Origin of the sequence: Mesorhizobium sp. M0051 (genome assembly GCF_040323235.1) — a bacterium.
Classification (GTDB): Bacteria; Pseudomonadota; Alphaproteobacteria; order Rhizobiales; family Rhizobiaceae; genus Mesorhizobium.
Map to the genome: position 1 here is coordinate 76,133 of NZ_JAMYUT010000025.1, position 20,717 is coordinate 96,849.

The window sequence follows — 20,717 nt, forward strand, 5'->3', positions numbered from 1 at the left end:
AGCGCCATGCGCATCATCGTCCAAAATGCCAAATGCCAGGGTCACGCGCGATGCGCGGCGCAAGCGCCGGACATCTTCAAGCTTGATGACGAGGGTTACATCCTGCCTGGTGACATTGAAGTTGCGCAAGGGGAGGAGCTGCCTGCATCGCGAGGCGCGCGATCCTGTCCTGAACGTGCGCTGGAACTCACCCGCTGCGCGTTTTGAATCGGACTCATTCAACCGTGAGTCTGGCGGCTTGAACCATGTGGCCGCACTCAGCACGCGACCTCTGTCCCGCACGGTTCACGTCCAACTCTGCGGGGGCATTCCGGCGCCTGTGTTCCCCGTGAGGCGCAAACGGCAGGGCCGGGGTTCGCGAAACGCCTCCTTCCAATCACAGAATTTGCGACAGAGCCGAGTGGACCAGACGAAAATTTCCGAACTACTCGACCGCGAGGCGATCCGCGACTGCGTACACCCGAAGAACTGCCCGACCCATGTTGCGGCAGGCCGGGTCGCTGCATGAATTGATAGGGACAAACCAGGAGAACGCACCATATTTGCTCAACATTATGCCCGGCTCAGCACCGGCCAATCGCCGCAGATCGAGCTGGACCAGCATATGCTTGCCTGTGTGCTTTCACGTGCGCTCGAGGAGATCGAGGCCGGCGAGGCGACTGTGACGGAGGCAACCGGACTTTCGCGCGCCGAGCTGCGCGATGTCCTGTCCCGCTGTTTTCCTGCTATTCCTATCAACGCGTTTGCCTTGAAAGAGGTGAGCGAGCCCGAGCCGGATGTGGAGGAAGAACTGCTGCATGGACTGCTGTTGGCGCATGCCCGTCCTGGCGACCCGACGAGCGCCCGCTTCGCCAGGATCATCGCCCGGCGTGCCATGCGCAATGACCACCTCTGGCAGGAGCTTGGCCTTTTTAATCGGACCGAGCTCGGCCGCCTGCTCGCCTCGCATTTTCCGACGCTGGCGGCCGGCAACACCCAAAACATGAAATGGAAGAAATACTTCTACCGCAAGCTCTGCGAGGCCGAAGGTTTTTCGCTGTGCAGCGCGCCCAGTTGCCGGGAATGCAATGATGTCGAAAGCTGCTTCGGCCCGGAGGAAGGCGAAAGCCGCCTCACACGGATCAAGAACGGCATCGCCTCGGATTGAGAACCGCTTTCGTCTGTCGTACAGCCGCAGCGCTCGCGCCGCGCCATATGTCTCTTACGAACGTAGACTGACGCCTTCGGGGATTGAATGCTGTGCCTGCTGTCCGATTAGTCGCCATGCTCACTTCGGCGGGCGCCGTCATGATGGCGGTGCGGGATGCGACCCGCACCATCGCCGCCGAGCAACTGGTGTTCTCCGGGCCGTTGCTGCTCGCCTGCCTGGCGGTTGCGGCGCCTGGGCGGCCGCGGTTCACCGCCGTCATTGTTCGCGCTGGTGCACAGTTTCGCCTCGATCACCCATTGGGGCGGCCAGATTGTCTCCGGCGTCGCCATCAATTTCGTTGCTGCCGGCTCCGCCATCATTCTCGGCCAGGTTCCGGCGGCGCGCGCGCTGGGGTTCCTGGAAGCTTTTCGAACTTTCTGCCTTGCGCCTCCAGCTGAATTTCGCGCGCTCATGAAGGAAGTTGACGGCCCTGGACATACAGTGATGCAAGCACGATCGAACCGCTTATTCGGGGGTTCGAGTCGGGAGAGGGCTACCGCCAATACAGCGCTGTTGTTGAAATAGTCTGCTAACGGACCATTCGCGGTGAGTTAATGCGATTAGATCTCGTTTTGCTTCAACCGAGTTGATGCGCTGATATCAAGGGGTTCAGATAGCCGCATCGGCAGAATTGCCTCTGTCCGCGCACCGTTCAGCTCGTTGCTATCTCATTCGGATGTGTAACGAGCGCCTACTCATCAAGGTTGGCCATGGAGCCTATCGCGTAACGGATCAGGAGGCGACATGACCAAGGTTCGGGGTGACGCGCAAGCAGCCAACGTGACGGCGACAGGCCCTAGTGATCGGAGCGAGCCGTGGGGATGAGATCCAGAGGCATCAGAAATTCGAACTCGTCCAGACAGCTATCGAAATCGCCATTGAAGGTTCGAACTGCTCTATCTTTGCCCACCAAGACGATCTGATATGCGTTCTCTGCCGGGTCAAGCGCCCACCAATAGCCCTCGCGAACTGTCGATGGATCGACGGCGCCCTCCGTTGGCCAGAGGCTGGCATCAAGCCATTGCAGTAGCTCGAATTCTATCAAGTCGAATGGATCGGCATCCCCAACACGATTGGCCATTTGGCCAAAGGAATAAGAACCTACGTCGATGATCTCGGGCCGATCATCCTCCTGCCGAATGCTAATCGCCCACCAATAGCCACTCTGTATCCGCATGACTCCATCTCCAAACGTGTTCGTTCGGCCGCCGACTGCGTGAGCAGGTCAGCGGGCCAGTTGATGTGTTCAAGGAGTTTTGTTGGGCAGCTGCTGCTCGTTGTCTACGACGTAAGGGCTCCCCCATCGTCGGTTATCACGCGGCTTAGCCAAGATGCCCAGGGCCGCTTCTCTCAAGGCACGGCATGGAATTTATCCGGCGCGGTCAGGCAGTCAAGAGCGCTACAAACCTAGGCTATGAAGCCAGGGTTAGCTGTCGCTTCGTTCCACAGCTTTCATCCACCGGCACACCTGACCAGCATCTAAAGGCGCGCTCGCGGGGCAGAGCTACTGGGCGACGCCCGGTGGAGGCTTGCAGCATGGGGGAGACGTTCGAACAGGCCGCAATCCGCGAACTGCGCGAGGAAACCGGAATCCTTGTGGATCGCGTCGCGCCCCAGGTGTGAGAGCGAGAATTTGTGCTTCATTTGCCCGACGGCGAACATGTCATCGCCGAGGAGCGATTCTTCCTGATACGGGCCGATAGTTCCACAGCCGAGCGGGAGTTCATTTGCGAGAGCAGCTAAGGCAGCTTTGAGTCTCTTGGTGCTCGGTGCCGTGGCGCCGCCAACAGGATTGGCGTAATCCGCATTGCGACGTGGGAACGATATGCCTGCTATTATCAGAGCCGCCACTATTGCCGACTTGCCGCGCATGGTCGATCTCTTGTTGGAGGATGCTAGGCAAAGACACGCTCTCAACCCGACACTCTGGGCGATTGCAGATGATGCACATGAGAGGGTGGAGGAGGCGGTGAGATTCGCTTTGGAGGCGGACAAGCAGCCATTCCGGCAGAAATGGCTCGTTGCCGAGGGGGATGACGCGCTCGCCGGTCTCCTTCTTTGACGGCATCGAAAGGTCAGGGGAGCTAGAAGGCGCTATTTTGAAGTTTGTAGTAGGGTCGACATTTCCCGACCGGCTTTGCACTGCCTAAGCGTAACTGCGAATCGGAACCTTGTTGAACCACGCGCCGCTGGCGGTCGACGGGTGGCATCGTTAGGGTTTGGCGAGACTCACTTTCTTTCCAATATGATCGCGCCATAAGCCGAGCCGCTTTATTCGATATTCAACAAGTTCCGGTGAGGTCCCGAAGAAGGATGCGATCTCGGGGGCACTTTTGCCATCCGAGACCATACGCTTGATCGCGTCTCGTGGAAGCAAAGTTGCCGATGCCAAGAAATAAGCGTCGTGCTCTTCAGCGCTATCATATGTTCGACCGAAGCAGCCAGCAATCTTAGCTATCTTGGTTAGCTTGTGCCCGGCAAGAATATGCCAATACTCCTCAAGTAGCGTCACTCTTTGTCTCTCAACGGTATGGTAGTCGTTTAAAAAGACAACCCAGCTATCCTGATCGGAATTCAAGGGAACGCTCATAGCGGACCACTCGCCGCGCGACGGTCCAGCAAGCGTGTTTTTTGCCTTTCCGGAAATACAGGTGGATTCCCGCAATCGTTCTACCGTAACAGAATCAACAACCAAATAAAATGGATCCAGCGGATCGCTTTTCTTCAACCCTAACTCTTTTCGGAAATCTTCGGCCGTCTGCTCTAGCTCCTCCTTAGACATGGCGATAACTTCAGCATCTATCGGCGCGCTGCTCGGTTCTGATATATCACCCTTAGTGTAGTGCTGACGAAGACACACGGCTGCGTGCAGTAGGGTTTGCACAGTCCCGGAGGACGCGTTTTTGCCAGCGCGGAAGTGGACGAATGCCACCCGATCAAAGCCAAGCTCGTGTTCATCGGCATCAGGGCCGAGCCACTCGAGCAGCCTAATTTTGGAATTGTTGTCGGGCGATCCGTCGCCCCGCTCGATGCGGGCCAGCGTGGAGAAGCTGATCCCCACAATCCCCGATAATGCCCTTATACTAAGACCTTCGCGTTCCCGCTTCTCGCGGACCGCCCCGACGAGCTTTTCTTCGAATTCGTTCATGTTCACCATTGTGCGATCAGCACACCTTGACACACTCCGCTCCAGAATGCATCCTGTGCTGGTGACACAGATTCGCACATCGGCAAGCAAAATGGAAGTGTTGTTGACCAACGATGCGCGGGCTGAGTTGCAGCGGATTGGCGACGGTTTGGACGCGCGCCAGCCCGTGGGGGTAAGGGACCGGGGAATCGTAATTCTCGGCCCACAGCCCACATCACCGACTGTCCAGGAGAAAAGTAATGAGCAACAGCAAGGAGCGGGAGGACCCGCAGCCCGATCACGGCAAGGGTCCACCAGACGGCAAAGGTCGTCCGATCGATCACGGGCGCCCCGTGCCGGATCACGGATCGTCGGCCTCGCCGGCAACTACGCCGGGCAGCTAGAGAATGTGCAACGGGCATACCCCGGAGCAACTCTCCTCCCCGATGACCATGGAGTATGGCTTCTCGCTCGCAGCCAAGTCATAGATGGTTTAGCGCGAGAAGCCATATTCCTTATTGCCTTACCAGAAACACCAGCGGTCGAGCCGCGTGGATGGGGGTTCTGGGAGCAAGATGGGCAGGTCGAATGGATCGGCCCGCGACATACCAATTTCCCTGACGGCTCGGTCTGCGCTTATCACCCCATGCTCGACAAAGCTTGGTCGCCAGGTGGTGATTTGTGCACGTTGCTCGACCTTTATAGCGTATGGGCGCTTCGTCACCTTCATTTGGTGGTGTTTGATCGGTGGCCGGGACGCCAGTATGCGATGCCTGATGAACTGGGCCAATCTGATCCCTATTATCGGCTAACTCAGTTTAAGGAGGCCGAGCTTTGCAGCTGCGGATCAAATCGGCGCTATGGCGAATGCTGCCGGCCGCATGACCTGAAACTGCCCTTTCTGTCAATTCTGCACGCCTTCAAAAGGCGTAATCTCGGTCTCGGCATCCTTGGTCGAGCGCCCCCCGCCGAAATTCCAGCGTTGATCGCCCAAGGAGGACAAAAACCTCCACCTTCCATGTTAGAGGTTCACTCTGCTCTGCGGGCGCATGTCGCGGACGTCAGCCGGAATCCGTAGCTCTACATCCCGTAAGAGATGCACGATCGGGTCAGAGGGGGAAGCATGCCGCTCCTGACGAATCCCCAATGCCAGGTGCCGACGACTTCCGAGCCCTCGAACCAAGTCGAAAAGTTCAGCTTCGGAAAATGCAGCACGCGGGCCGCCCATCATATTTTCTCAATATCGTGGTCGCCTGGACCCTTTGCCCATGGGGTCCAGCCCTTGCATAGCCGTTGCGCCAATTCGCTGTTTCGCATCTTCATTCCTACGGAATGATGGATAAAATAATGGGGTATATCCGTCGGAATAGGGAAGTCTACGAACTGCCAGCAGGTGGAATTTGGCAGAATTTACCAGATTTGTTCATCACTCTTGCACCAAATTCAACTTTAGGAGATGCTAACTCGGCCTTGGGAGGGCTGGGGGATGAGAATAAAAGCATTTGTGGCACTTGGTGCCACGGCAGCGCTGGGCGGCTGCCAAACAAGCAATCAAGCTGACTACATGCAAATAGGCTACGGGCCTAGTTTCGACGTCGCCCACGCTCAATGCGAAATGCATAAGGGGTCGGTTGACCAAGGCTATATTGCTATCGGGTCCCCGGGCTTTGTTGCGGGGGCCGGAATCGGCAATGCCCTCGGCAACTTGGCTGCCGAAGACCAGTATATGAAGAACTGCCTCATCCTAAGCGGGTGGAAGCGTGCCCCGCATGGCCAGAGTGCCACGGCAGCTCCAGCCGTTGCTGGTGGCGCGCCACCGACACCCTATGGGATCCAGCGCGCACCTGGCAGCTGGATCAATACGGCGCTGCTGGACTGGTCAGACGCGAATAACAAGTGCGTCGCCGGCGACAAGGCCGCGTGTGGGACTCGAGCGAAGCTTGGTGCGCAACTGAGAGCCGCCGGCATAAACCCGGCGCCGGTCTAGGGGCCATGCAGTGGAACCTGGCGATCTGCCTTGGCATCGTTCTAGCATTGAGCGGCTGCGCAGCGGATTATCTCAATCACTACGACAGCGTGACGCTCTCTGCCGGCGACGCCAATCGCGCCAATAGCCTCGCCCAGACAGTCGACCCGTTCAACCCGAACAGTCAGAACACGCATATCGAGGGCGACGGCCAGCGAACAGCTGGAGTCATCCAGGCCTTTCGCGGAATCCCGCTGACACCGCCAGGCCAAGGTGCGCGCCAAGGTGGCGGCGGGGACTCTGGCAATCATCCATGCGATCTGCGCAATGGGGTTGACAGCCTAGGCCGGGCTTGCGGTGAACGTGCCGCCGAAGCGAAACCGGGCGGCCGCACCGGACATGAGGCGAACTAGCAATGCTGCGTAGAATGCGATCGCCTCGCCGGAGGCCACTTGGCGTGGTGCAAAGGCGCCTGATCTTGGTGACGGTGGCCGCGGCTGGCGCTCTGGCTGCGCAAACGGCCATGCAACACAGCGACCGCATACCTGAGTTCCATCTGCCGAACTGGACCAGCGCGGGCTTGGCGACGATTGCCGGCGTGGCATCCGTCATCGACGGCGACACGATCGAAATCCACGGACAGCGCATCCGCTTCAACGGCATCGACGCGCCGGAGAGCCAGCAGCTTTGTAAAAATGCGAGCGGGGCCGACTATCCCTACGGCCGGCGATCGGCACAGGCGCTTGACACCTTCCTGGCCGCGTCGAAGCCAGTGCAATGCACATTCGTGACCTGGGATCGCTATCACCGCTTTGTCGGCGACTGCCAGCGTGCCGATGGCGCCAGCGTGGGCGCTTGGATGGTCGAGCACGGCCAAGCGATCGACTGGCCCCGCTACAGCCATGGTGCCTATGCAGCGCAGCAGGGGAAGGCGGAAGCGGCGAAGGTCGGGCTGTGGGTCGGAAAGTTCCAAGCGCCGTGGGAATGGCGCGCCGGGCATGGAGACAATGCCCAACCGGCGGTGAGCCAACCGCTCGGCACCATCAGCCGTCAACAGGTAGCGCAAAGCTACTCATGCCAGCCGCGGCGGAAATGCTCGCAAATCAGCTCGTGCGACGAGGCTCAATGGTATCTCAGTAATTGTCCGTGGGGCGGCAAGCTCGACCGGGATGGCGACGGGCAGGCGTGCGAAACCTTATGCTAGGAATGGCGACGATGACAGCGAGACTAATTGGACTGGCTGTGGCTTTGTGCCTGCCCTTTCAGATGGTTGCGCTTGCGGCGGGAGAACCGACTGTGGTCTCCTGCAAGTTTGAGCACCTGCCTCCGATGCTGCTAACGTTCCGTGGCGGGATGGGAGCTAACGACAATACTCTGCAAGTCGGACAAACCCCGCCCGTTTCGTTAAGCGTCGGATCAAGTTTGATGGTTGCCGAAATAGGGGCACAGGAGCTGACGTTTGGCGAGTTCCGCGCTTAGGGCGTGAGACTAGGCAGCGCGATCAATATCGTGACCTTTTCCGCCACCTCTTCAAGGGTGGCGGTCAGGCGGTTTATCTGCGAAGCGGTTGCCAAGCAGCAAAACTGTGCGTCGACCGTGGGTCAACTGGCGATCGCCGCCGACTCGACGGCAAAATCTGCTCCTGTGAAGCAACGCAGGAGGCGAACGATGGAATTCTTTTGCGGACTGGACGTAGCGATGGACGAGACAGCGGTGTGCATCGTCGACGATCATGGCGTTGTGCATCTTGAGACGACGGCGGTGACAGATTGCGTGCTTGACCCCGAGGCGCTACCCGTCCGGCGAGGTCGATAATGACGGACATATCTCGCGCCGTGGCGACAATCAGTTGCGCGGGCTGCTATACGAGGCGGCCGCAGTCATCCTGAACCGGTCGACGGATACTAGCACACTGCGAACCTGGGCTTTGGAGCTGAAAGAACGGCTTGGCTTCAAGCGAGCGGCCGTGGCTCTGGCGCGCAAGCTGGCGGTGATCATGCATGCGATGCTCCGGACGGGCGAGCTGTTCGATCCGCACGGAGGAACGCCTGCCGCAGCCTGATCCTGCATACGCTTGCCGGCGACGATTTCCTCACGTCATTCAACCGATAGCGTTCTTCCAGGACGCACCGAGCTGTCCCTGCCGGGACGTGGCTGAGATCATTCCGCGAAGCGGGAAGCAACTGCCTCGGTAAGCAGATTGCGCCTCGGCCTGAGATGGCGCGACTGCCATTTGACTTGGCGGGAAGAGGCGTCGATCTGACCATGGAGTTCCGTTCAACGAGAGGAACTCGCCATGGCTACCCTGTCGACCGATGCACCAATCTCTCCGCTTCGCCAGCGCATGCAGCACGACATGCTCATGCGTGGCCTGGGCTCCCATACCCAGCAGGACTACGTTCGTCACGTCCGGCGCTTCGCTGTGTTCCTTGGTCGCTCGCCCGACACGGCGACGGCTGAGGACATCCGTCGATTCCAGCTGCATCAGCATGAGAGCGGCGTCGGCCCTGCGACGATCAATGGCGCGGTCTCGGCACTGCGGTTCCTGTTCATCGTGACGCTGAAGCGTCGGGATCTGGCGCGTGCGCTGGTGATCATGAGGTATTAGCGCAAGCTGCCCGAGGTGCTGAGCGTGGAGGAAGCGGCGCGGCTGCTCGAAGCCGCACCCGGCATCGAGTACAAGGCCGCGCTCGGCGTCGCCTATGGCGCGGGCCTGCGCGTGTTCAAGTTGCGCACCTCAAGATCGACGACATCGACTCGACACGCATGCTGATCCGCGTCGAACAGGGCAAGGGACGCAGGGACCGCAACGCTATGCTCTCGCTGCAATTTCTGGAACTGCTCCGGCTGTGGTGGCGCGAAGGCAGGTGGCGCGGGGTGATGCTCCCCCATGGCTGACTGTTCCCCGGGGCGCAGCTTCACCGCGCCGATCTCATCGAGGCAATTGCACCGCGCAGTCCAGGAGGCAGCCAAAGTCGCCGGCATCCGCAGCTCACACCTATGTCGGCCTCCGTTAACTTGCCGCGAGCTGGCTTAACTAGGACGTTGCTCATACCTACTCCTCGCATGGACGAGAGCATCTCGCCCCCATCGGTAGTCTTTCGCCGAACAGAGTGAGGTCAGCCGGCGCGTGCGGCCTTTGTGCGATTACGTCCACCTGCCGCTCTTTTAACGCTACGCACGGAGACGGCTTTGGGAGCCACGACGTCGCCGAGCCGCTCTATACGGAGGGGCGCGCGCGAGGGAAGGCGAACGACGAGTTCGAGTTGCCCCCCGATCGCCTCGACGTAGCTTTTAAGAGTAGACAAGTACATGTCGGCTTGTTTCTCGATCTTCGAGACCGAAGGCTGCTTGATCTTGAGGACCGAAGCGATTTCGGCCTGGGCCTTTCCAGCGGCACGCCGCAAATCGCCGAGACTCTCGACTTCTCCCCTTAACTCTTCGAAACGCGCGTCGACCCGCTCCCGACGATCCTCGGGGAGCGCAGCGATTAGGTCATCAAGCTTGCGTCCCATCACTTCTTCTCCTTCTTCGCCGCCGCCAAACGGTCGAGATGCCCTTGATAGCGCTTGTCCGCCTTGGCGATCAGACGTTTATAGAAGCGCTTCTCACTCACGCCCGACTTATCGCCGGCGACGAGCAGGATCGCCTTCCGCTTCCGGTCGAATGCGAACGCAACCCGCCAGACACCATCATCAGCATCGAAGCGAAGTTCTTTCATGTTCGCGAACGACGAGTCATTCAAGGTATCCGCATGCGGTCGCCCCAGCTGGGGCCCAAACACACCGAGCAGCTTAGCGGAGGCCAATAGCTCATCTTGGACTGTCTGGGGCAACGCCTCGAACTCCCCATCGAACTCATCGCCAAAAACGACTTCCCAAGTCATATATAGCTCCTAGGCTATGTGGTCAACATCATCAAGCTGCCGAACGATAGTCTGCGGCCGAAACAAGGTAGGCGCGGTCGACGATAATCCGGCCGCCGTTGACACGACTGGCAATTCGCGACCTGTCTGCGCTATCGAGCGGCATCGTCACCGGCGTTCTGACGGGCATGGCCGGCGCGTAGCTGTCGCTTGCCCATAATGCCTGCTTGTCGTAAAGGATATGACCGCCAGCAAGGGTTCCATCGCGCCGGCAGCGCTCACCGACGCCAAATGGAAACCGGTGCCGGCGAGGTTCGCGTGTCTGGCGGCGAAGGTCGCGTGGCCCGGAGGTGAAGCCGGCGAGGCGCTTGCGCTGGTCCATGCGTAATCGTGCGGAGGACCGCGCCGCGCTGTGCATCGCATCTCTCGTCCCGCTGCGCTGCTGAGGCCTCTTCTGTCAGGCGGTCTAGGTTTCGCGCTTCGGGCCGAGCACGAACACTATGAGGGCAGCGACGAACGTGGCAACAGCACTGTAGGCAATGGCGCTGGTAATCCCCGCATTCTCCACCAACAGTCCGCCGAAAATCGCGCCGGCGGCGATTGCCACTTGGAATACTGTGACCAGCAGCACACCGGCGCTTTGGGCCTGCTCGGGAACGGCCCTCCGTACCATCCACGTCTGCAATCCCACTGGCACCGCGCCGAAGGCAAACCCCCACGCGGCAACAGCAATCGCCGAGGCCAAGGCCGATGCTCCCGCCGTCAGCAGCGAAACAGCGGCTATCGCTATGAGCAGCGGTGCAAGGGCCGCGACTGCCTTGAGACTGTACTCGGCCAGAAGTCCGCCGGCCAGATTGCCGAAAAATCCGCCGATGCCAAAAGCAAGCAACACAAGCGAGATCGTTTCTGCATCCAGCGCGGGAATCTTCTCGAGGAAGGCGCGGATATAGGTGATTCCGGCGAAGTGGCCGGAAGCGACCAGCAGGACGACCAAAAGCGCAACCTTGACCATCGGAATCTTAGCCACATCCAGCAGGCTGCGGAAGCTAGCCACTCCAATCGGAGGCAGTCTCGGAATGGTTATGAGTTGCACCAGCAGTGTAGCCGCGCCGCCGGCTGCGGCGAGCATGAAGGCGCTTCGCCATCCCCAGATATCGCCGACATAGGCGCCGATTGGAGCTGCGCAGACGGTAGCTACGGAAACGCCGGTGAGGATGATCGACATGGCGCGCGGCAGGAGGTGGCTTGGAACGAGCCGCATCGCCAGTGCTGCCGACATCGACCAGAAGCCTCCGAGCGCTATGCCGAGCACGACGCGTGCAGTCAGGAGAACCGCCAGCGACCACGCGCCGGCCGCCAGAACGTCCGACAGGATCAGCAGCAGCGTCATGGTCCACATGACGGTCCTGCGGTCCAGGCGCTTTGTGATGATGGCCACCGTCGGCGCCGAGATCGCCCCGACGATAGCTGTCGCCGTCATCGCCTGTCCAGCCGCTCCCTCGCTGATACCGAGATCATGCGCGAGGGGCGTGAGCAGGCTGACAGGCAGAAACTCTGCCGTGACCAGCCCGAAGGTGCCCAAGGAAAGCGAAATGACCGCACCCCATGCGGGACCAGACGGTGGGACGGGCTTTTCTGGGTGCAGAACAGCGTCCATGACACCTGCTGCGGATTGGGTCATGAACGAAGTCTCCACTTTGATGCAATGCAACGTGATGTTGGCTGCCTTGACCCAAATCTAAAAACACAAGCGCATTTCCCGGCGGCGTTGCACGGAGGAGGGTATGTTCATTGCTTCGCGATATTTTGTGACGGTGCGGCGCGCAACATCGATGCCGGTTTCCTTCAGCCGGACAGCGATGTCCTCATCGGAAAGCACGTCGCCGGGAGATTCTGCGGCAATGATCGCTTTGATCCGATGCCGGACAGCTTCGGCGGAGTGCGCATCGCCGCCTTGGCAGGACGCGATCGCGACGGTGAAAAAATACTTCAGTTCAAAAACTCCGCGCGGGGTAAGCATGTACTTGTTCGAGGTCACCCGGCTTACCGTCGACTCGTGCACGCCGATCGCGTCAGCGACGGTTCTAAGATTGAGAGGCCGCAGGTGGGCGACGCCGTGTTCCAAAAAGGCATCCTGCTGACGCACGATTTCAGCCGCAACCTTAACAATCGTCTTGGCGCGCTGATCGAGGCTGCGGATTAGCCAGTTCGCGTTTTGCAAGCATTCGTCGAGAAATGCTTGATCTTTCGAATTTTGGGCAGTTTGACGCGTGACTTCGGCATAATAGGTTTGGTTGATCAGCAGCTTTGGCAGCGTGGCGGGATCAAGTTCGATCTGCCACCCGCCTTGCGGCGAGGGCGTGACCCAGACGTCGGGTATGATTGATTCAGACGCACCGGATTCGAATCTGTTCCCAGGCTTGGGATCGAGCGCCCGAATCTCATGCATCATGTCGAGAAGGTCTTCTTCATCGACGCCGCAATGCTGCTTCAGTGCCTCAAAATCCCGTCGCGCAAGCTTTTCAAGATGGGCAACCAAAGCTGCCATTGCCGGGTCGAGCCGATTTCGCTGGCGCAACTGAATCTCGAGGCATTCTCTGAGACTTCGCGCAAAAACTCCCGGTGGATCAAATTGCTGCAAGGTTCCGAGAACCCGTTCCACAACAGCCTCATGGACATTCAGGCTCTCGGCCAGCTCCAAAAGGTTTGCCCGAAGATAGCCAGTGTCTTCCAGATCGGCGGCAAGCTGGCCAGCGATCAGCCGCTCCTGTGGTGTGAACGCAGTGAGGGCGATCTGACGAGCGACATGGTCGTGCAATGTTTCGGCGAGGGTGGCATACTCGTCGAGGGAAGGGCCATTGCCGGGCGGGTTGTTGGTCGTGTTGCGAAGTGATTTCCATTGCCCGAGCCGTTCAGGCGAACCTCCCCCGGTCGGTCCTTCAACGGCGTTTGCCCTAGGGCCGACAGGCTGATCCGCTCCCGAAATCGAAACGTCGTCAAAAGGCCCGCCATCGCTTGATGCAGATTCCAAGAGCGGGTTCTTCTCAATTTCCCGCTCCACGAACTGATGCAGTTCAGTATGCGCCAGTTGGAGCAAGCGAATCGACTCAATGAGTTGAGGCGATGCCACCATGGATTGCTTCTGGCGTTGAAGCAGGCTTGCTGAGGATTGCATGGTGAGCGCGATAATCCTGTCGAGGAGCCTCTTGGGGCCGGCACTGGCACCAGTGAGACGTTTTCTAGGTCAAGCGGCGGCTTTCAGCGTTTCGAGAACGTTTTGCGGGGATGAGACGCCATAGGGGTCGGCCTCGCAGTTGTCGGAGAAACCTTCCTCCTCGAACCAGTGCTCCACCACGCCATTGTTGATCAGGGCGGCGTAGCGCCAAGAGCGCATCCCGAAGCCGAGATTGTCCTTGGCGACCAGCATGCCCATTTTGCGTGTGAACTCGCCTGAGCCATCGGGGATGAGCTCGACCTGCTTCAGGCTCAAGGACTTCCCCCACGCATTCATGACGAAGGCGTCGTTGACTGAGAGGCAGTAAATCGCGTCAATTCCCTCCTTCTCAAACTCATCATAGAGCTCTTCGAACTGGGGCAATTGGTAGGTCGAGCAGGTTGGTGTGAAGGCGCCAGGCAGCGAGAACAGGATGACCCGCTTGCCGGCAAAGTAGTCGTCAGATGTCTTTTCTTCCCAGCGATATGGATTTGGCCCCTGGACTGACTTATCGTGAACGCGCGTGAGAAAGGTGACGAAGGGAACTTTCTTTTGAACTGTCATCAAGTTGCTCCTAAAGAAGAAAACTGCCGTTGAATTCTGGCATAGGCTGGCGCAATTCCGAGCAAAGGCTCGTATTGGGCACGGAATGAGGGCCTCGGCGGCTCGCAACTTCCTTTTCCATCCCGACGTATGGGAACGTCTTGGCGGCTGGTCTTGGCCACGCGAACGCAATCGATCTGAGCGAGCTGGAGACCGTCGAGCCGCTTGCTTTCCACGGCTATGGCGCCGGAAGCGGGATCGGTCACCCGCGATCGTGCCCGGGGAAAAGGGATAGCGGCCGGAAGTAGCCAATATCGCAAGCATGTGGCGACCTGAAATGTCACTTCACGCAGACTCGGGTCACTGGACTGGTTCAGCGTGTTGTCGATATGTGGCAGTGACCCGCCGGCCTTGGCTTGGGTGACCCTTTGACGGGGCCCTTCGGCACTCCCATGCTGAACAGAACCGGTAAACGGCATTTGCGCGAGCGGCCCGTGTTGGCGTGCCGGCATCGGACCAGCCATGCGCAAAGCGGCCACCGAGAACGGCCTTCCGGAGGAGACGATGTCCCGATGTTCAGCGGGAACGGGCACCGTCTCCTCAGGCCACTGTCTAGAGCTTCGCGCGTCGGGCATGGTGCAAGTCGCTTTCATCGTAATTTGATGGTGCTCTAACCAGGAGCAGCAAGCTGCGTGCCATTTCAAATAGAGGTGCTGTTGGACCGCCCCCTTCTTCTCGGAGGCCGTGTCTTAGAAGACCGGGAGCGCGCTATGCCGCCTCGTCACATAGGCAACAACGATGCTGTATGGTGCGGATATTCGGCGCTTCAGCCCCGGCTGGGCAAAGAAGAACCGGAAGCCGAGCCGATGCACCACCTGAGGCTGGCGGGCACTCCAGTCGTAGCGTGTGCCGCTAGCGTTCATGGGTGCGCAGCACGGCTATCGCGAACACGCGCCTCTCGCAGCAACATGAGCGCGCGGTCTTGGGCAAGCGCCCTGGCGCCGTGAGGATCGAATTCCCCAATCGTGTCTGTTTGCCGCCCTCTTATGTTCGAAACTGGACCAGAATGTCGCAGGCCCGACCTAAAGGTCGCCCGAGACGTTCTGTCCGACACTGTTCCGTCGCCTTTGTTGGCCCGCGACACCGGCTCTTTTCGCCTAGCTCTTCTCTGGCCTCAGGCTAAGCCGCTGAGAAGCTGCCACGATTTTTTTCTGCTGCGGCCAAATTGGCACGAGATTTGAAGCACCTTCGTTGCGGGCCGGGAGCCGCCGACCGACTTTCATTTCGTGGATGACACGAATGGAACGAAGAAAGAAAAGCAAAATGTCAAATCCGCGTCGGATAGCGTCTATGGGCAGGGGGTCCTCGGCGAAACCGCCCTTACCCAACAGCTCGCCGCCCTTGTCGACCCTTGCGCAGGAAATCTTGGCCGGCGGCGAGTCAAAGGCTGACCACACCGACTTTATCCTGACCCGAAGGTACAGGATAACGTTCTGCATCTCGCCGCGCGTTTGCCTAGACAGTTAAGCGTCAGCCGATCCTGATAATCGGTCTGCCTTCCGACGACGTCGTCTACATGCCGTCTGAGGTCTTCTCTACCGCAGCGCCCGCCGGTCACCTTCCGCCCTTCCATCGCTATAGAGTGAAGTGCCACCCATGTCCGAACAACCTTTGCCGACGCTGCCGATGTGGCGCGTCGATCACATTGAGCCCTCGCCTGAGATGTTGGCCTTACGGGCCAACGGTCCGATCCACCGCGTGCGCTTCCCGTCCGGGCACGAAGGCTGGTGGGTGACAGGCTATGACGAGGCCAAGGCGGTGTTGTCCGACGCGGCGTTCCGGCCCGCGGGAATGCCGCCGGCGGCATTCACCCCGGATTCGGTGATTCTCGGTTCGCCAGGATGGCTGGTCTCGCACGAGGGGGGCGAGCATACGCGGCTACGCACGATCGTGGCGCCGGCCTTCAGCAACGGCAGGGTGAAGCAGCTCGCGCAGCAGGTCGAGGCGATCGCCGCGCAGTTGTTCCAGACGCTGGCGGCCCAGCCCCAGCCCGCCGATCTGCGGCGCCACCTCTCCTTTCCGCTTCCGGCCATGGTCATTGGCGCGCTGATGGGCGTGCTCTACGAGGACCACGCCTTTTTCGCCGGGCTGTCCGACGAGGTGATGACGCACCAGCATGAAAGCGGCCCGCGAAGCGCGTCGCGCTTGGCCTGGGAAGAACTCCGCGCCTACATTCGCGGCAAGATGCGGGACAAGCGCCAGAATCCGGGCGACAACGTGCTGACGGATCTGCTCGCGGCGGTCGACCAGGGCAAGGCGACCGAGGAAGAGGCGATCGGCCTGGCGGCGGGCATGCTGGTGGCGGGGCACGAGAGCACCGTCGCGCAGATCGAATTCGGCCTGCTGGCCATGTTCCGCCATCCGCAACAGCGCGAACGCCTGGTCGGCGATCTATCCCTGGTGGACAAGGCGGTGGAGGAAATCCTGCGCATGTACCCGCCGGGCGCCGGCTGGGACGGCATCATGCGCTATCCGAGGACCGACGTGACCATCGCGGGCGTGCATGTTCCCGCGGAGAGCAAGGTGCTGGTCGGCCTGCCGGCGACGTCATTCGATCCGCGCCATTTCGACGACCCGGAAATCTTCGACATCGGACGTGACGAAAACCCGCACCTGGCGTTCTCCTACGGGTCGCACAACTGCATCGGCTTGGCGCTGGCCAGGCTGGAACTCAAGGCGGTGTTCGGTTCGATCTTCCAGCGCTTTCCCGCGCTGCGCCTGGCCGTGGCGCCCGAAGAACTGAAGTTGCGCAAGGAGATCATCACTGGCGGGTTCGAGGAGTTCCCGGTGCTCTGGTGATGCGCGGACGCCACCAGGAATCGCGATGTTCTCCGAATTGCCGGCGCGCCTGCCGCGCGCCGATCAGATCAGCCAGCCAACAGGTGACCAAGATGGACGTGCAAGAAACCACGGCAGCATGCCGGGACGCCTTCGCCGAACTGGCGTCGCCAGCGTGCATTCAGGACCCGTACCCATTCATGCGGTGGTTGCGCGAGCACGATCCGGTACATCGCGCGGCGTCGGGCCTCTTTCTGTTGAGCCGCCACGCCGACATCTACTGGGCGCTTAAAGCCACTGGCGATGCTTTTCGGGGGCCGGCGCCAGGCGAACTGGCGCGCTATTTCCCGCGTGCGGCGACCAGCCTGTCGCTAAGTCTGCTGGCGTCCACTTTAGCGATGAAGGAACCTCCAACGCATACGCGTCTGCGCCGGCTGATCTCGCGCGATTTCACCATCGGCCAGATCGACAAGCTGAGGCCGACCATCGCTCGCATCGTCGCAGCGCGCCTGGACGGCATGGCGCCCGCGCTGGAGCGCGGTGAGGCGGTGGACCTGCATCAGGAATTCGCGCTGGCCTTGCCCATGCTGGTTTTCGGCGAACTGTTCGGCATGCCCCCGGATGACATTCTCGGGCTCATCACCGGCATCAGCGCCATTCTGGAAGGCCTGAGCCCGCACGCCAGCGATCCCCAGCTCGCCGCGGGGGACGCGGCCAGCGCCAGGGTGCAGGCCTACTTCGGCGACCTCATACAGCGCAAGCGCACCGATTCCCGCCACGACATCGTGTCAATGCTGGTCGGCGCACAGGACGACGATGCCGAGACGCTGTCGGATGCGGAATTGATCAGCATGCTCTGGGGCATGCTGCTGGGCGGCTTCGCCACCACTGCCGCGGCCATCGGCCATGCGGTCCTGGCGATGCTGGCGTATCCCGAACAGCGGCACTGGCTGAAGGGAGATGCCGTGGGGGTGAAGGCTTTCGTCGAAGAAGCCCTGCGCTATGACGCGCCCGCCATGTTCAGCTCCATTCCGCGTATCGCCCAGCGCGACATCGAACTGGGCGGCGTGGTGATCCCGAAGAACGCGGACGTGCGCGTGCTGATCGCGGCCGGCAATCGCGACCCGGACGCCTTCGCCGATCCCGATCGCTTCGATGCCGTGCGGTTCTACGGCACCAGTCCTGGCATGTCGATCGACGGGAAGATCATGCTGACCTTCGGCCACGGCATCCACTTCTGCCTTGGTGCGCAACTGGCCCGGGTGCAGTTGGCCGAGAGCCTGCCGCGGATCCAGGCGCGCTTCCCCACGCTGGCATTGGCCGAGCAGCCGACCCGGGAGCCCTCCGCGTTCCTTAGGACGTTCCGCGCGCTGCCGGTACGGCTGCATGGGCAGGAGGGCTGAGATGCGCGTCCTGGTCGATCAGGATCTGTGCGGAACGACCGGGCAGTGCGTGCTGACGCTGCCGGGCACCTTTCGCCAGCGCGAACCGGACGGCGTGGCCGAAGTGTGCGTTGCGACGGTCCCGCAGGCGCTGCACGCCGCGGTGCGGCTTGCGGCGAACCAGTGCCCGGTCGCCGCCATTCGGGTCATCGAAAGCGACGCTGGCCATGACGAGTGCGCCAGCGCCTACCCGGCGCCTTCTCCGACGCAGGCCCACGGCATGCCGCGAAAGACCAATGCAATTCAGGAGACACGATGGGAAGGTTTGAAGGCAAGGTGGCCGTGGTGACCGGCGCTGGCGCCGGCATCGGCAAGGCATGCGCTCTCGCCATCGCGCGCGGAGGCGGCAGAGTGGTGGTGGCCGACATTGATGGCCCGGCGGCCATCGCCTGCACCGCGCAGATCGCGGCCGAAGCAGGCCACGCGCTGGCCATAGCCATGGATATCGCCGATGAGCAGGCGGTGGCAGTGCTGTTCGAGACGGCGGAGCGGCACTTCGGGGGGGTCGACCTGCTGGTGAACAATGCGAGCGCCATGCATCTGACCCCGCGCGACCGCGCCATCCTCGACCTGGACCTGGCAGTCTGGGACCAGACAATGGCGACCAATCTGCGCGGCACGCTGCTCTGCTGCCGGCAGGCCATCCCACGGATGATCGCCCGCGGCGGTGGCGCGATCGTCAACATGTCGTCGTGCCAAGGGCTCAGCGGTGACACGGCGCAGACGTCCTACGCCGCGTCGAAGGCGGCGATGAACATGCTCTCGGCTTCGCTCGCCACCCAGTACGGTCACTCTCAGATACGCTGCAACGCGGTTGCGCCGGGTCTTATCATGACCGAGCGTCTCCTCGCCAAGCTGGACGAGTGCATGCAACGGCATCTGCGCCGGCACCAGCTCCTGCAGCGCGTCGGCCGCCCCGAGGATGTGGCCGCGCTGGTGGCGTTCCTGCTCTCCGACGATGCTGCGTTCATCACCGGCCAGCTCGTGTGCATCGACGGCGGCATGCTGGCGCATGTGCCGACATATGCCGACGGTGGCAACAGCTGCGCCGCGCGCCCTGCAGGCGACACCGAATCGGCGGCGGCGGCGCGCTGCTGATGGACATGCTGCTCAACCCGCTCAACCGTCGGCACCGGCTGCGATGCGACATCCCGGTCATGCCTGGCGCTTTCCCCCTGGTCGGGCATCTTCCCGCCATTGTCTGCGACCTGCCGCGCCTGCTGCGGCGCGCGCAACGCACGCTGGGCAGCCACTTCTGGCTGGATTTCGGCCCTGCCGGACATCTGATGACCTGTGTGGATCCGGACGCTTTCTCACTGCTCAAGCACAAGGACGTGTCCTCGGCGCTGATCGAAGAGATCGCGCCCGAATTGCTTGGCGGAACGTTGGTTGCCCTGGACGGCGGCGCGCACCGGCAGGCGCGCGATGCCATCAAGGCAGCGTTCTTGCCCAAGGGACTGACCCAGGCCGGGATCGGCGACCTGTTCGCGCCCGTCATCCAGGCGCGGGTGCAGGCGTGGCGCGCCCGCGGCGAGGTAACCATCCTGCGCGAAACCGGGGACCTGATGCTGAAGCTCATCTTCAGCCTCATGGGAATCCCCGCGCAGGACCTGCCGGGATGGCATCGCAAGTACCGGCAATTGCTGCAGTTGATCGTCGCGCCACCGGTCGACCTGCCCGGACTGCCTTTGCGGCGCGGCCGCGCCGCCCGCGACTGGATCGACGCGCAGTTGCGCCGGTTCGTCCGCGACGCGCGCGCGCATGCCGCGCGCACCGGGCTGATCAACGACATGGTGAGCGCCTTCGACCGCAGCGACGGTCCGCTCTCCGATGACGTCCTGGTCGCAAATATTCGCTTGCTGCTGCTTGCCGGTCACGACACCACTGCCTCGACGATGGCCTGGATTGTGATCGAGCTGGCGCGGCAGCCTGTGCTGTGGGACGCCCTGGTTAAGGAGGCGCAACGCGTGGGCGCGGTGCCAACCCGGCACGCGGACCTGGCGCAGTGTCCGGTCGCCGAGGCGCTGTTCCGCGAGACACTGCGCCTGCATCCGGCGACCACGCTCCTGCCGCGTCGCGCGCTGCAGGAATTGCAACTCGGCCAACGGCGCATTCCCGCGGGCACCCATCTATGCATCCCGCTGCTGCATTTCTCGACCTCGGCGCTGCTGCACGAGGCGCCTGATCAGTTCCGCCTGGCGCGGTGGCTGCTACGCACAGAGCCGATCCGGCCGGTTGACATGCTGCAGTTCGGTACCGGCCCACACGTGTGCATCGGCTACCACCTGGTATGGCTGGAAATGGTGCAGTTCTGCATCGCCTTGGCGCTGACCATGCACAAGGCAGGGGTGCGGCCGCAGTTGCTGAGCGACGTCGAAAAAGGCCGGCGCTATTACCCGACCGCACATCCGTCCCTGGCAATCCGCATAGGCTTCTCATGAGCTGGCATCGCATGCCCTGTGTGGCAAGGCAGCGGCGCCGGCGGGGCGCGGCATTGCTGCACTCAGCGCACGCACTCGTGTGACGCCGGCAA

At 61.3% G+C, this 20,717-nt stretch carries 22 protein-coding genes and 3 pseudogenes; 16 read left to right on the forward strand and 9 right to left on the reverse strand.

The genetic code is table 11. The features are described 5' to 3' along the window. The first annotated feature begins 6 nt into the window (after positions 1-6). From NKJ90_RS23550 to NKJ90_RS33570, 3 genes and pseudogenes are all read left to right on the forward strand, one after another. Positions 7-207: a ferredoxin gene (locus NKJ90_RS23550; RefSeq protein ID WP_352486899.1), complete on the forward strand. Its 201-nt coding sequence runs from the start codon at positions 7-9 to the stop codon at positions 205-207. Positions 208-604: 397 nt separating this feature from the next. Further along, on the forward strand, positions 605-1,147 hold the full coding sequence (locus NKJ90_RS23555) for a nitrogen fixation protein NifQ (RefSeq protein ID WP_502904935.1): 543 nt from the start codon (positions 605-607) through the stop codon (positions 1,145-1,147). 264 nt (positions 1,148-1,411) lie between these two features. Beyond that, positions 1,412-1,600, forward strand: a pseudogene (locus NKJ90_RS33570) (ABC transporter permease); the annotation flags it as partial. A 385-nt stretch (positions 1,601-1,985) separates the two neighbouring features. Here NKJ90_RS33570 and NKJ90_RS23565 read toward each other — a convergent pair. Next, the gene (locus NKJ90_RS23565) at positions 1,986-2,366 is read right to left on the reverse strand and encodes a hypothetical protein (protein ID WP_023760385.1); all 381 of its coding nucleotides are present in this window, start codon (positions 2,364-2,366) and stop codon (positions 1,986-1,988) included. Between the two features lie 359 nt (positions 2,367-2,725). On the opposite strand from NKJ90_RS23565, the gene NKJ90_RS23570 reads away from it, so the two are divergent. Then, a complete protein-coding gene (locus NKJ90_RS23570; RefSeq protein ID WP_245266724.1) occupies positions 2,726-2,812 on the forward strand; it encodes an NUDIX domain-containing protein in 87 nt (28 codons plus the stop codon). Between the two features lie 589 nt (positions 2,813-3,401). On the opposite strand, the gene NKJ90_RS23575 is transcribed toward NKJ90_RS23570, so the two are convergent. Further along, entirely contained in the window at positions 3,402-4,337 is a 936-nt protein-coding gene (locus NKJ90_RS23575; protein WP_352486900.1) for an ImmA/IrrE family metallo-endopeptidase, read from the reverse strand. Between the two features lie 239 nt (positions 4,338-4,576). Between NKJ90_RS23575 and NKJ90_RS23580 the strand changes: the two genes are divergently transcribed. From NKJ90_RS23580 to NKJ90_RS23610, 7 genes and pseudogenes are all read left to right on the forward strand, one after another. Next, positions 4,577-4,720 (forward strand): hypothetical protein, encoded by a 144-nt coding sequence (locus tag NKJ90_RS23580; RefSeq protein ID WP_155930622.1) that lies wholly within the window; start codon positions 4,577-4,579, stop codon positions 4,718-4,720. 1,588 nt (positions 4,721-6,308) lie between these two features. Beyond that, the gene (locus tag NKJ90_RS23585) at positions 6,309-6,695 is read left to right on the forward strand and encodes a hypothetical protein (RefSeq protein WP_031260607.1); all 387 of its coding nucleotides are present in this window, start codon (positions 6,309-6,311) and stop codon (positions 6,693-6,695) included. Between the two features lie 68 nt (positions 6,696-6,763). Then, positions 6,764-7,486, forward strand: a complete 723-nt coding sequence (locus NKJ90_RS23590; protein WP_352486927.1) for a thermonuclease family protein — start codon at positions 6,764-6,766, stop codon at positions 7,484-7,486. 464 nt (positions 7,487-7,950) lie between these two features. Beyond that, positions 7,951-8,076 (forward strand): annotated as a pseudogene (locus NKJ90_RS33575) (IS110 family transposase); the annotation flags it as partial. Beyond that, positions 8,060-8,344: pseudogene (locus NKJ90_RS23600) on the forward strand (transposase); the annotation flags it as partial. The pseudogenes NKJ90_RS33575 and NKJ90_RS23600, both read left to right, overlap by 17 nt. A 234-nt stretch (positions 8,345-8,578) precedes the next feature. Further along, the gene (locus NKJ90_RS23605) at positions 8,579-8,890 is read left to right on the forward strand and encodes a site-specific integrase (protein ID WP_023814000.1); all 312 of its coding nucleotides are present in this window, start codon (positions 8,579-8,581) and stop codon (positions 8,888-8,890) included. 24 nt (positions 8,891-8,914) lie between these two features. Then, positions 8,915-9,055 carry a hypothetical protein gene (locus NKJ90_RS23610; RefSeq protein ID WP_352486901.1) on the forward strand — a complete coding sequence of 47 codons (141 nt, stop codon included), beginning with the start codon at positions 8,915-8,917 and terminating at the stop codon, positions 9,053-9,055. 346 nt (positions 9,056-9,401) lie between these two features. On the opposite strand, the gene NKJ90_RS23615 is transcribed toward NKJ90_RS23610, so the two are convergent. The 7 genes from NKJ90_RS23615 to NKJ90_RS23645 form a co-directional block, all read right to left on the reverse strand. Continuing rightward, positions 9,402-9,797 (reverse strand): XRE family transcriptional regulator, encoded by a 396-nt coding sequence (locus NKJ90_RS23615; protein ID WP_023801991.1) that lies wholly within the window; start codon positions 9,795-9,797, stop codon positions 9,402-9,404. Then, positions 9,797-10,168 (reverse strand): type II toxin-antitoxin system RelE/ParE family toxin, encoded by a 372-nt coding sequence (locus tag NKJ90_RS23620; protein ID WP_023813997.1) that lies wholly within the window; start codon positions 10,166-10,168, stop codon positions 9,797-9,799. Before NKJ90_RS23620 ends, NKJ90_RS23615 begins: the two co-directional genes overlap by 1 nt. Before the next feature lie 31 nt (positions 10,169-10,199). Next, the gene (locus NKJ90_RS33580) at positions 10,200-10,529 is read right to left on the reverse strand and encodes a hypothetical protein (RefSeq protein ID WP_435054083.1); all 330 of its coding nucleotides are present in this window, start codon (positions 10,527-10,529) and stop codon (positions 10,200-10,202) included. Between the two features lie 84 nt (positions 10,530-10,613). Beyond that, positions 10,614-11,828 (reverse strand): MFS transporter, encoded by a 1,215-nt coding sequence (locus NKJ90_RS23630; RefSeq protein ID WP_352486902.1) that lies wholly within the window; start codon positions 11,826-11,828, stop codon positions 10,614-10,616. A 57-nt stretch (positions 11,829-11,885) separates the two neighbouring features. After that, a complete protein-coding gene (gene rpoN, locus NKJ90_RS23635) occupies positions 11,886-13,322 on the reverse strand; it encodes an RNA polymerase factor sigma-54 (RefSeq protein WP_352486903.1) in 1,437 nt (478 codons plus the stop codon). 69 nt (positions 13,323-13,391) lie between these two features. Continuing rightward, positions 13,392-13,925, reverse strand: coding sequence for a peroxiredoxin (locus tag NKJ90_RS23640; RefSeq protein ID WP_023760414.1), 534 nt, complete (start codon positions 13,923-13,925; stop codon positions 13,392-13,394). Positions 13,926-15,061: 1,136 nt separating this feature from the next. Then, positions 15,062-15,403 (reverse strand): hypothetical protein, encoded by a 342-nt coding sequence (locus NKJ90_RS23645; RefSeq protein WP_352486904.1) that lies wholly within the window; start codon positions 15,401-15,403, stop codon positions 15,062-15,064. Between the two features lie 157 nt (positions 15,404-15,560). Here NKJ90_RS23645 and NKJ90_RS23650 point away from each other — a divergent pair, with 157 nt between their 5' ends. The 5 genes from NKJ90_RS23650 to NKJ90_RS23670 all read left to right on the forward strand — a co-directional run bounded on the left by NKJ90_RS23650 (position 15,561) and on the right by NKJ90_RS23670 (position 20,625). Continuing rightward, on the forward strand, positions 15,561-16,763 hold the full coding sequence (locus NKJ90_RS23650; RefSeq protein WP_352486905.1) for a cytochrome P450: 1,203 nt from the start codon (positions 15,561-15,563) through the stop codon (positions 16,761-16,763). A 92-nt stretch (positions 16,764-16,855) separates the two neighbouring features. Next, positions 16,856-18,145, forward strand: coding sequence for a cytochrome P450 (locus tag NKJ90_RS23655; protein WP_352486906.1), 1,290 nt, complete (start codon positions 16,856-16,858; stop codon positions 18,143-18,145). Position 18,146: 1 nt separating this feature from the next. Beyond that, the gene (locus tag NKJ90_RS23660; RefSeq protein ID WP_502904936.1) at positions 18,147-18,473 is read left to right on the forward strand and encodes a ferredoxin; all 327 of its coding nucleotides are present in this window, start codon (positions 18,147-18,149) and stop codon (positions 18,471-18,473) included. Beyond that, the gene (locus NKJ90_RS23665) at positions 18,440-19,282 is read left to right on the forward strand and encodes an SDR family oxidoreductase (protein ID WP_352486928.1); all 843 of its coding nucleotides are present in this window, start codon (positions 18,440-18,442) and stop codon (positions 19,280-19,282) included. Before NKJ90_RS23660 ends, NKJ90_RS23665 begins: the two co-directional genes overlap by 34 nt. Continuing rightward, on the forward strand, positions 19,282-20,625 hold the full coding sequence (locus tag NKJ90_RS23670) for a cytochrome P450 (RefSeq protein ID WP_352486907.1): 1,344 nt from the start codon (positions 19,282-19,284) through the stop codon (positions 20,623-20,625). Before NKJ90_RS23665 ends, NKJ90_RS23670 begins: the two co-directional genes overlap by 1 nt. The last annotated feature ends 92 nt before the right edge of the window (positions 20,626-20,717 follow it).

What these genes read in the sequence shown, in the direction of transcription:
- NKJ90_RS23550 (WP_352486899.1), top strand. Translation starts at nt 7, where the DNA reads ATGCGCATCATCGTCCAAAATGCCAAATGCCAGGGTCACGCGCGATGC.
- NKJ90_RS23555 (WP_502904935.1), top strand. Translation starts at nt 605, where the DNA reads ATGCTTGCCTGTGTGCTTTCACGTGCGCTCGAGGAGATCGAGGCCGGC.
- NKJ90_RS23565 (WP_023760385.1), bottom strand. Translation starts at nt 2,366, where the DNA reads ATGCGGATACAGAGTGGCTATTGGTGGGCGATTAGCATTCGGCAGGAG.
- NKJ90_RS23570 (WP_245266724.1), top strand. Translation starts at nt 2,726, where the DNA reads ATGGGGGAGACGTTCGAACAGGCCGCAATCCGCGAACTGCGCGAGGAA.
- NKJ90_RS23575 (WP_352486900.1), bottom strand. Translation starts at nt 4,337, where the DNA reads ATGAACGAATTCGAAGAAAAGCTCGTCGGGGCGGTCCGCGAGAAGCGG.
- NKJ90_RS23580 (WP_155930622.1), top strand. Translation starts at nt 4,577, where the DNA reads ATGAGCAACAGCAAGGAGCGGGAGGACCCGCAGCCCGATCACGGCAAG.
- NKJ90_RS23585 (WP_031260607.1), top strand. Translation starts at nt 6,309, where the DNA reads ATGCAGTGGAACCTGGCGATCTGCCTTGGCATCGTTCTAGCATTGAGC.
- NKJ90_RS23605 (WP_023814000.1), top strand. Translation starts at nt 8,579, where the DNA reads ATGGCTACCCTGTCGACCGATGCACCAATCTCTCCGCTTCGCCAGCGC.
- NKJ90_RS23615 (WP_023801991.1), bottom strand. Translation starts at nt 9,797, where the DNA reads ATGGGACGCAAGCTTGATGACCTAATCGCTGCGCTCCCCGAGGATCGT.
- NKJ90_RS23620 (WP_023813997.1), bottom strand. Translation starts at nt 10,168, where the DNA reads ATGACTTGGGAAGTCGTTTTTGGCGATGAGTTCGATGGGGAGTTCGAG.
- NKJ90_RS33580 (WP_435054083.1), bottom strand. Translation starts at nt 10,529, where the DNA reads ATGGACCAGCGCAAGCGCCTCGCCGGCTTCACCTCCGGGCCACGCGAC.
- NKJ90_RS23630 (WP_352486902.1), bottom strand. Translation starts at nt 11,828, where the DNA reads ATGACCCAATCCGCAGCAGGTGTCATGGACGCTGTTCTGCACCCAGAA.
- rpoN (WP_352486903.1), bottom strand. Translation starts at nt 13,322, where the DNA reads ATGCAATCCTCAGCAAGCCTGCTTCAACGCCAGAAGCAATCCATGGTG.
- NKJ90_RS23640 (WP_023760414.1), bottom strand. Translation starts at nt 13,925, where the DNA reads ATGACAGTTCAAAAGAAAGTTCCCTTCGTCACCTTTCTCACGCGCGTT.
- NKJ90_RS23645 (WP_352486904.1), bottom strand. Translation starts at nt 15,403, where the DNA reads ATGCAGAACGTTATCCTGTACCTTCGGGTCAGGATAAAGTCGGTGTGG.
- NKJ90_RS23650 (WP_352486905.1), top strand. Translation starts at nt 15,561, where the DNA reads ATGTCCGAACAACCTTTGCCGACGCTGCCGATGTGGCGCGTCGATCAC.
- NKJ90_RS23655 (WP_352486906.1), top strand. Translation starts at nt 16,856, where the DNA reads ATGGACGTGCAAGAAACCACGGCAGCATGCCGGGACGCCTTCGCCGAA.
- NKJ90_RS23660 (WP_502904936.1), top strand. Translation starts at nt 18,147, where the DNA reads ATGCGCGTCCTGGTCGATCAGGATCTGTGCGGAACGACCGGGCAGTGC.
- NKJ90_RS23665 (WP_352486928.1), top strand. Translation starts at nt 18,440, where the DNA reads ATGGGAAGGTTTGAAGGCAAGGTGGCCGTGGTGACCGGCGCTGGCGCC.
- NKJ90_RS23670 (WP_352486907.1), top strand. Translation starts at nt 19,282, where the DNA reads ATGGACATGCTGCTCAACCCGCTCAACCGTCGGCACCGGCTGCGATGC.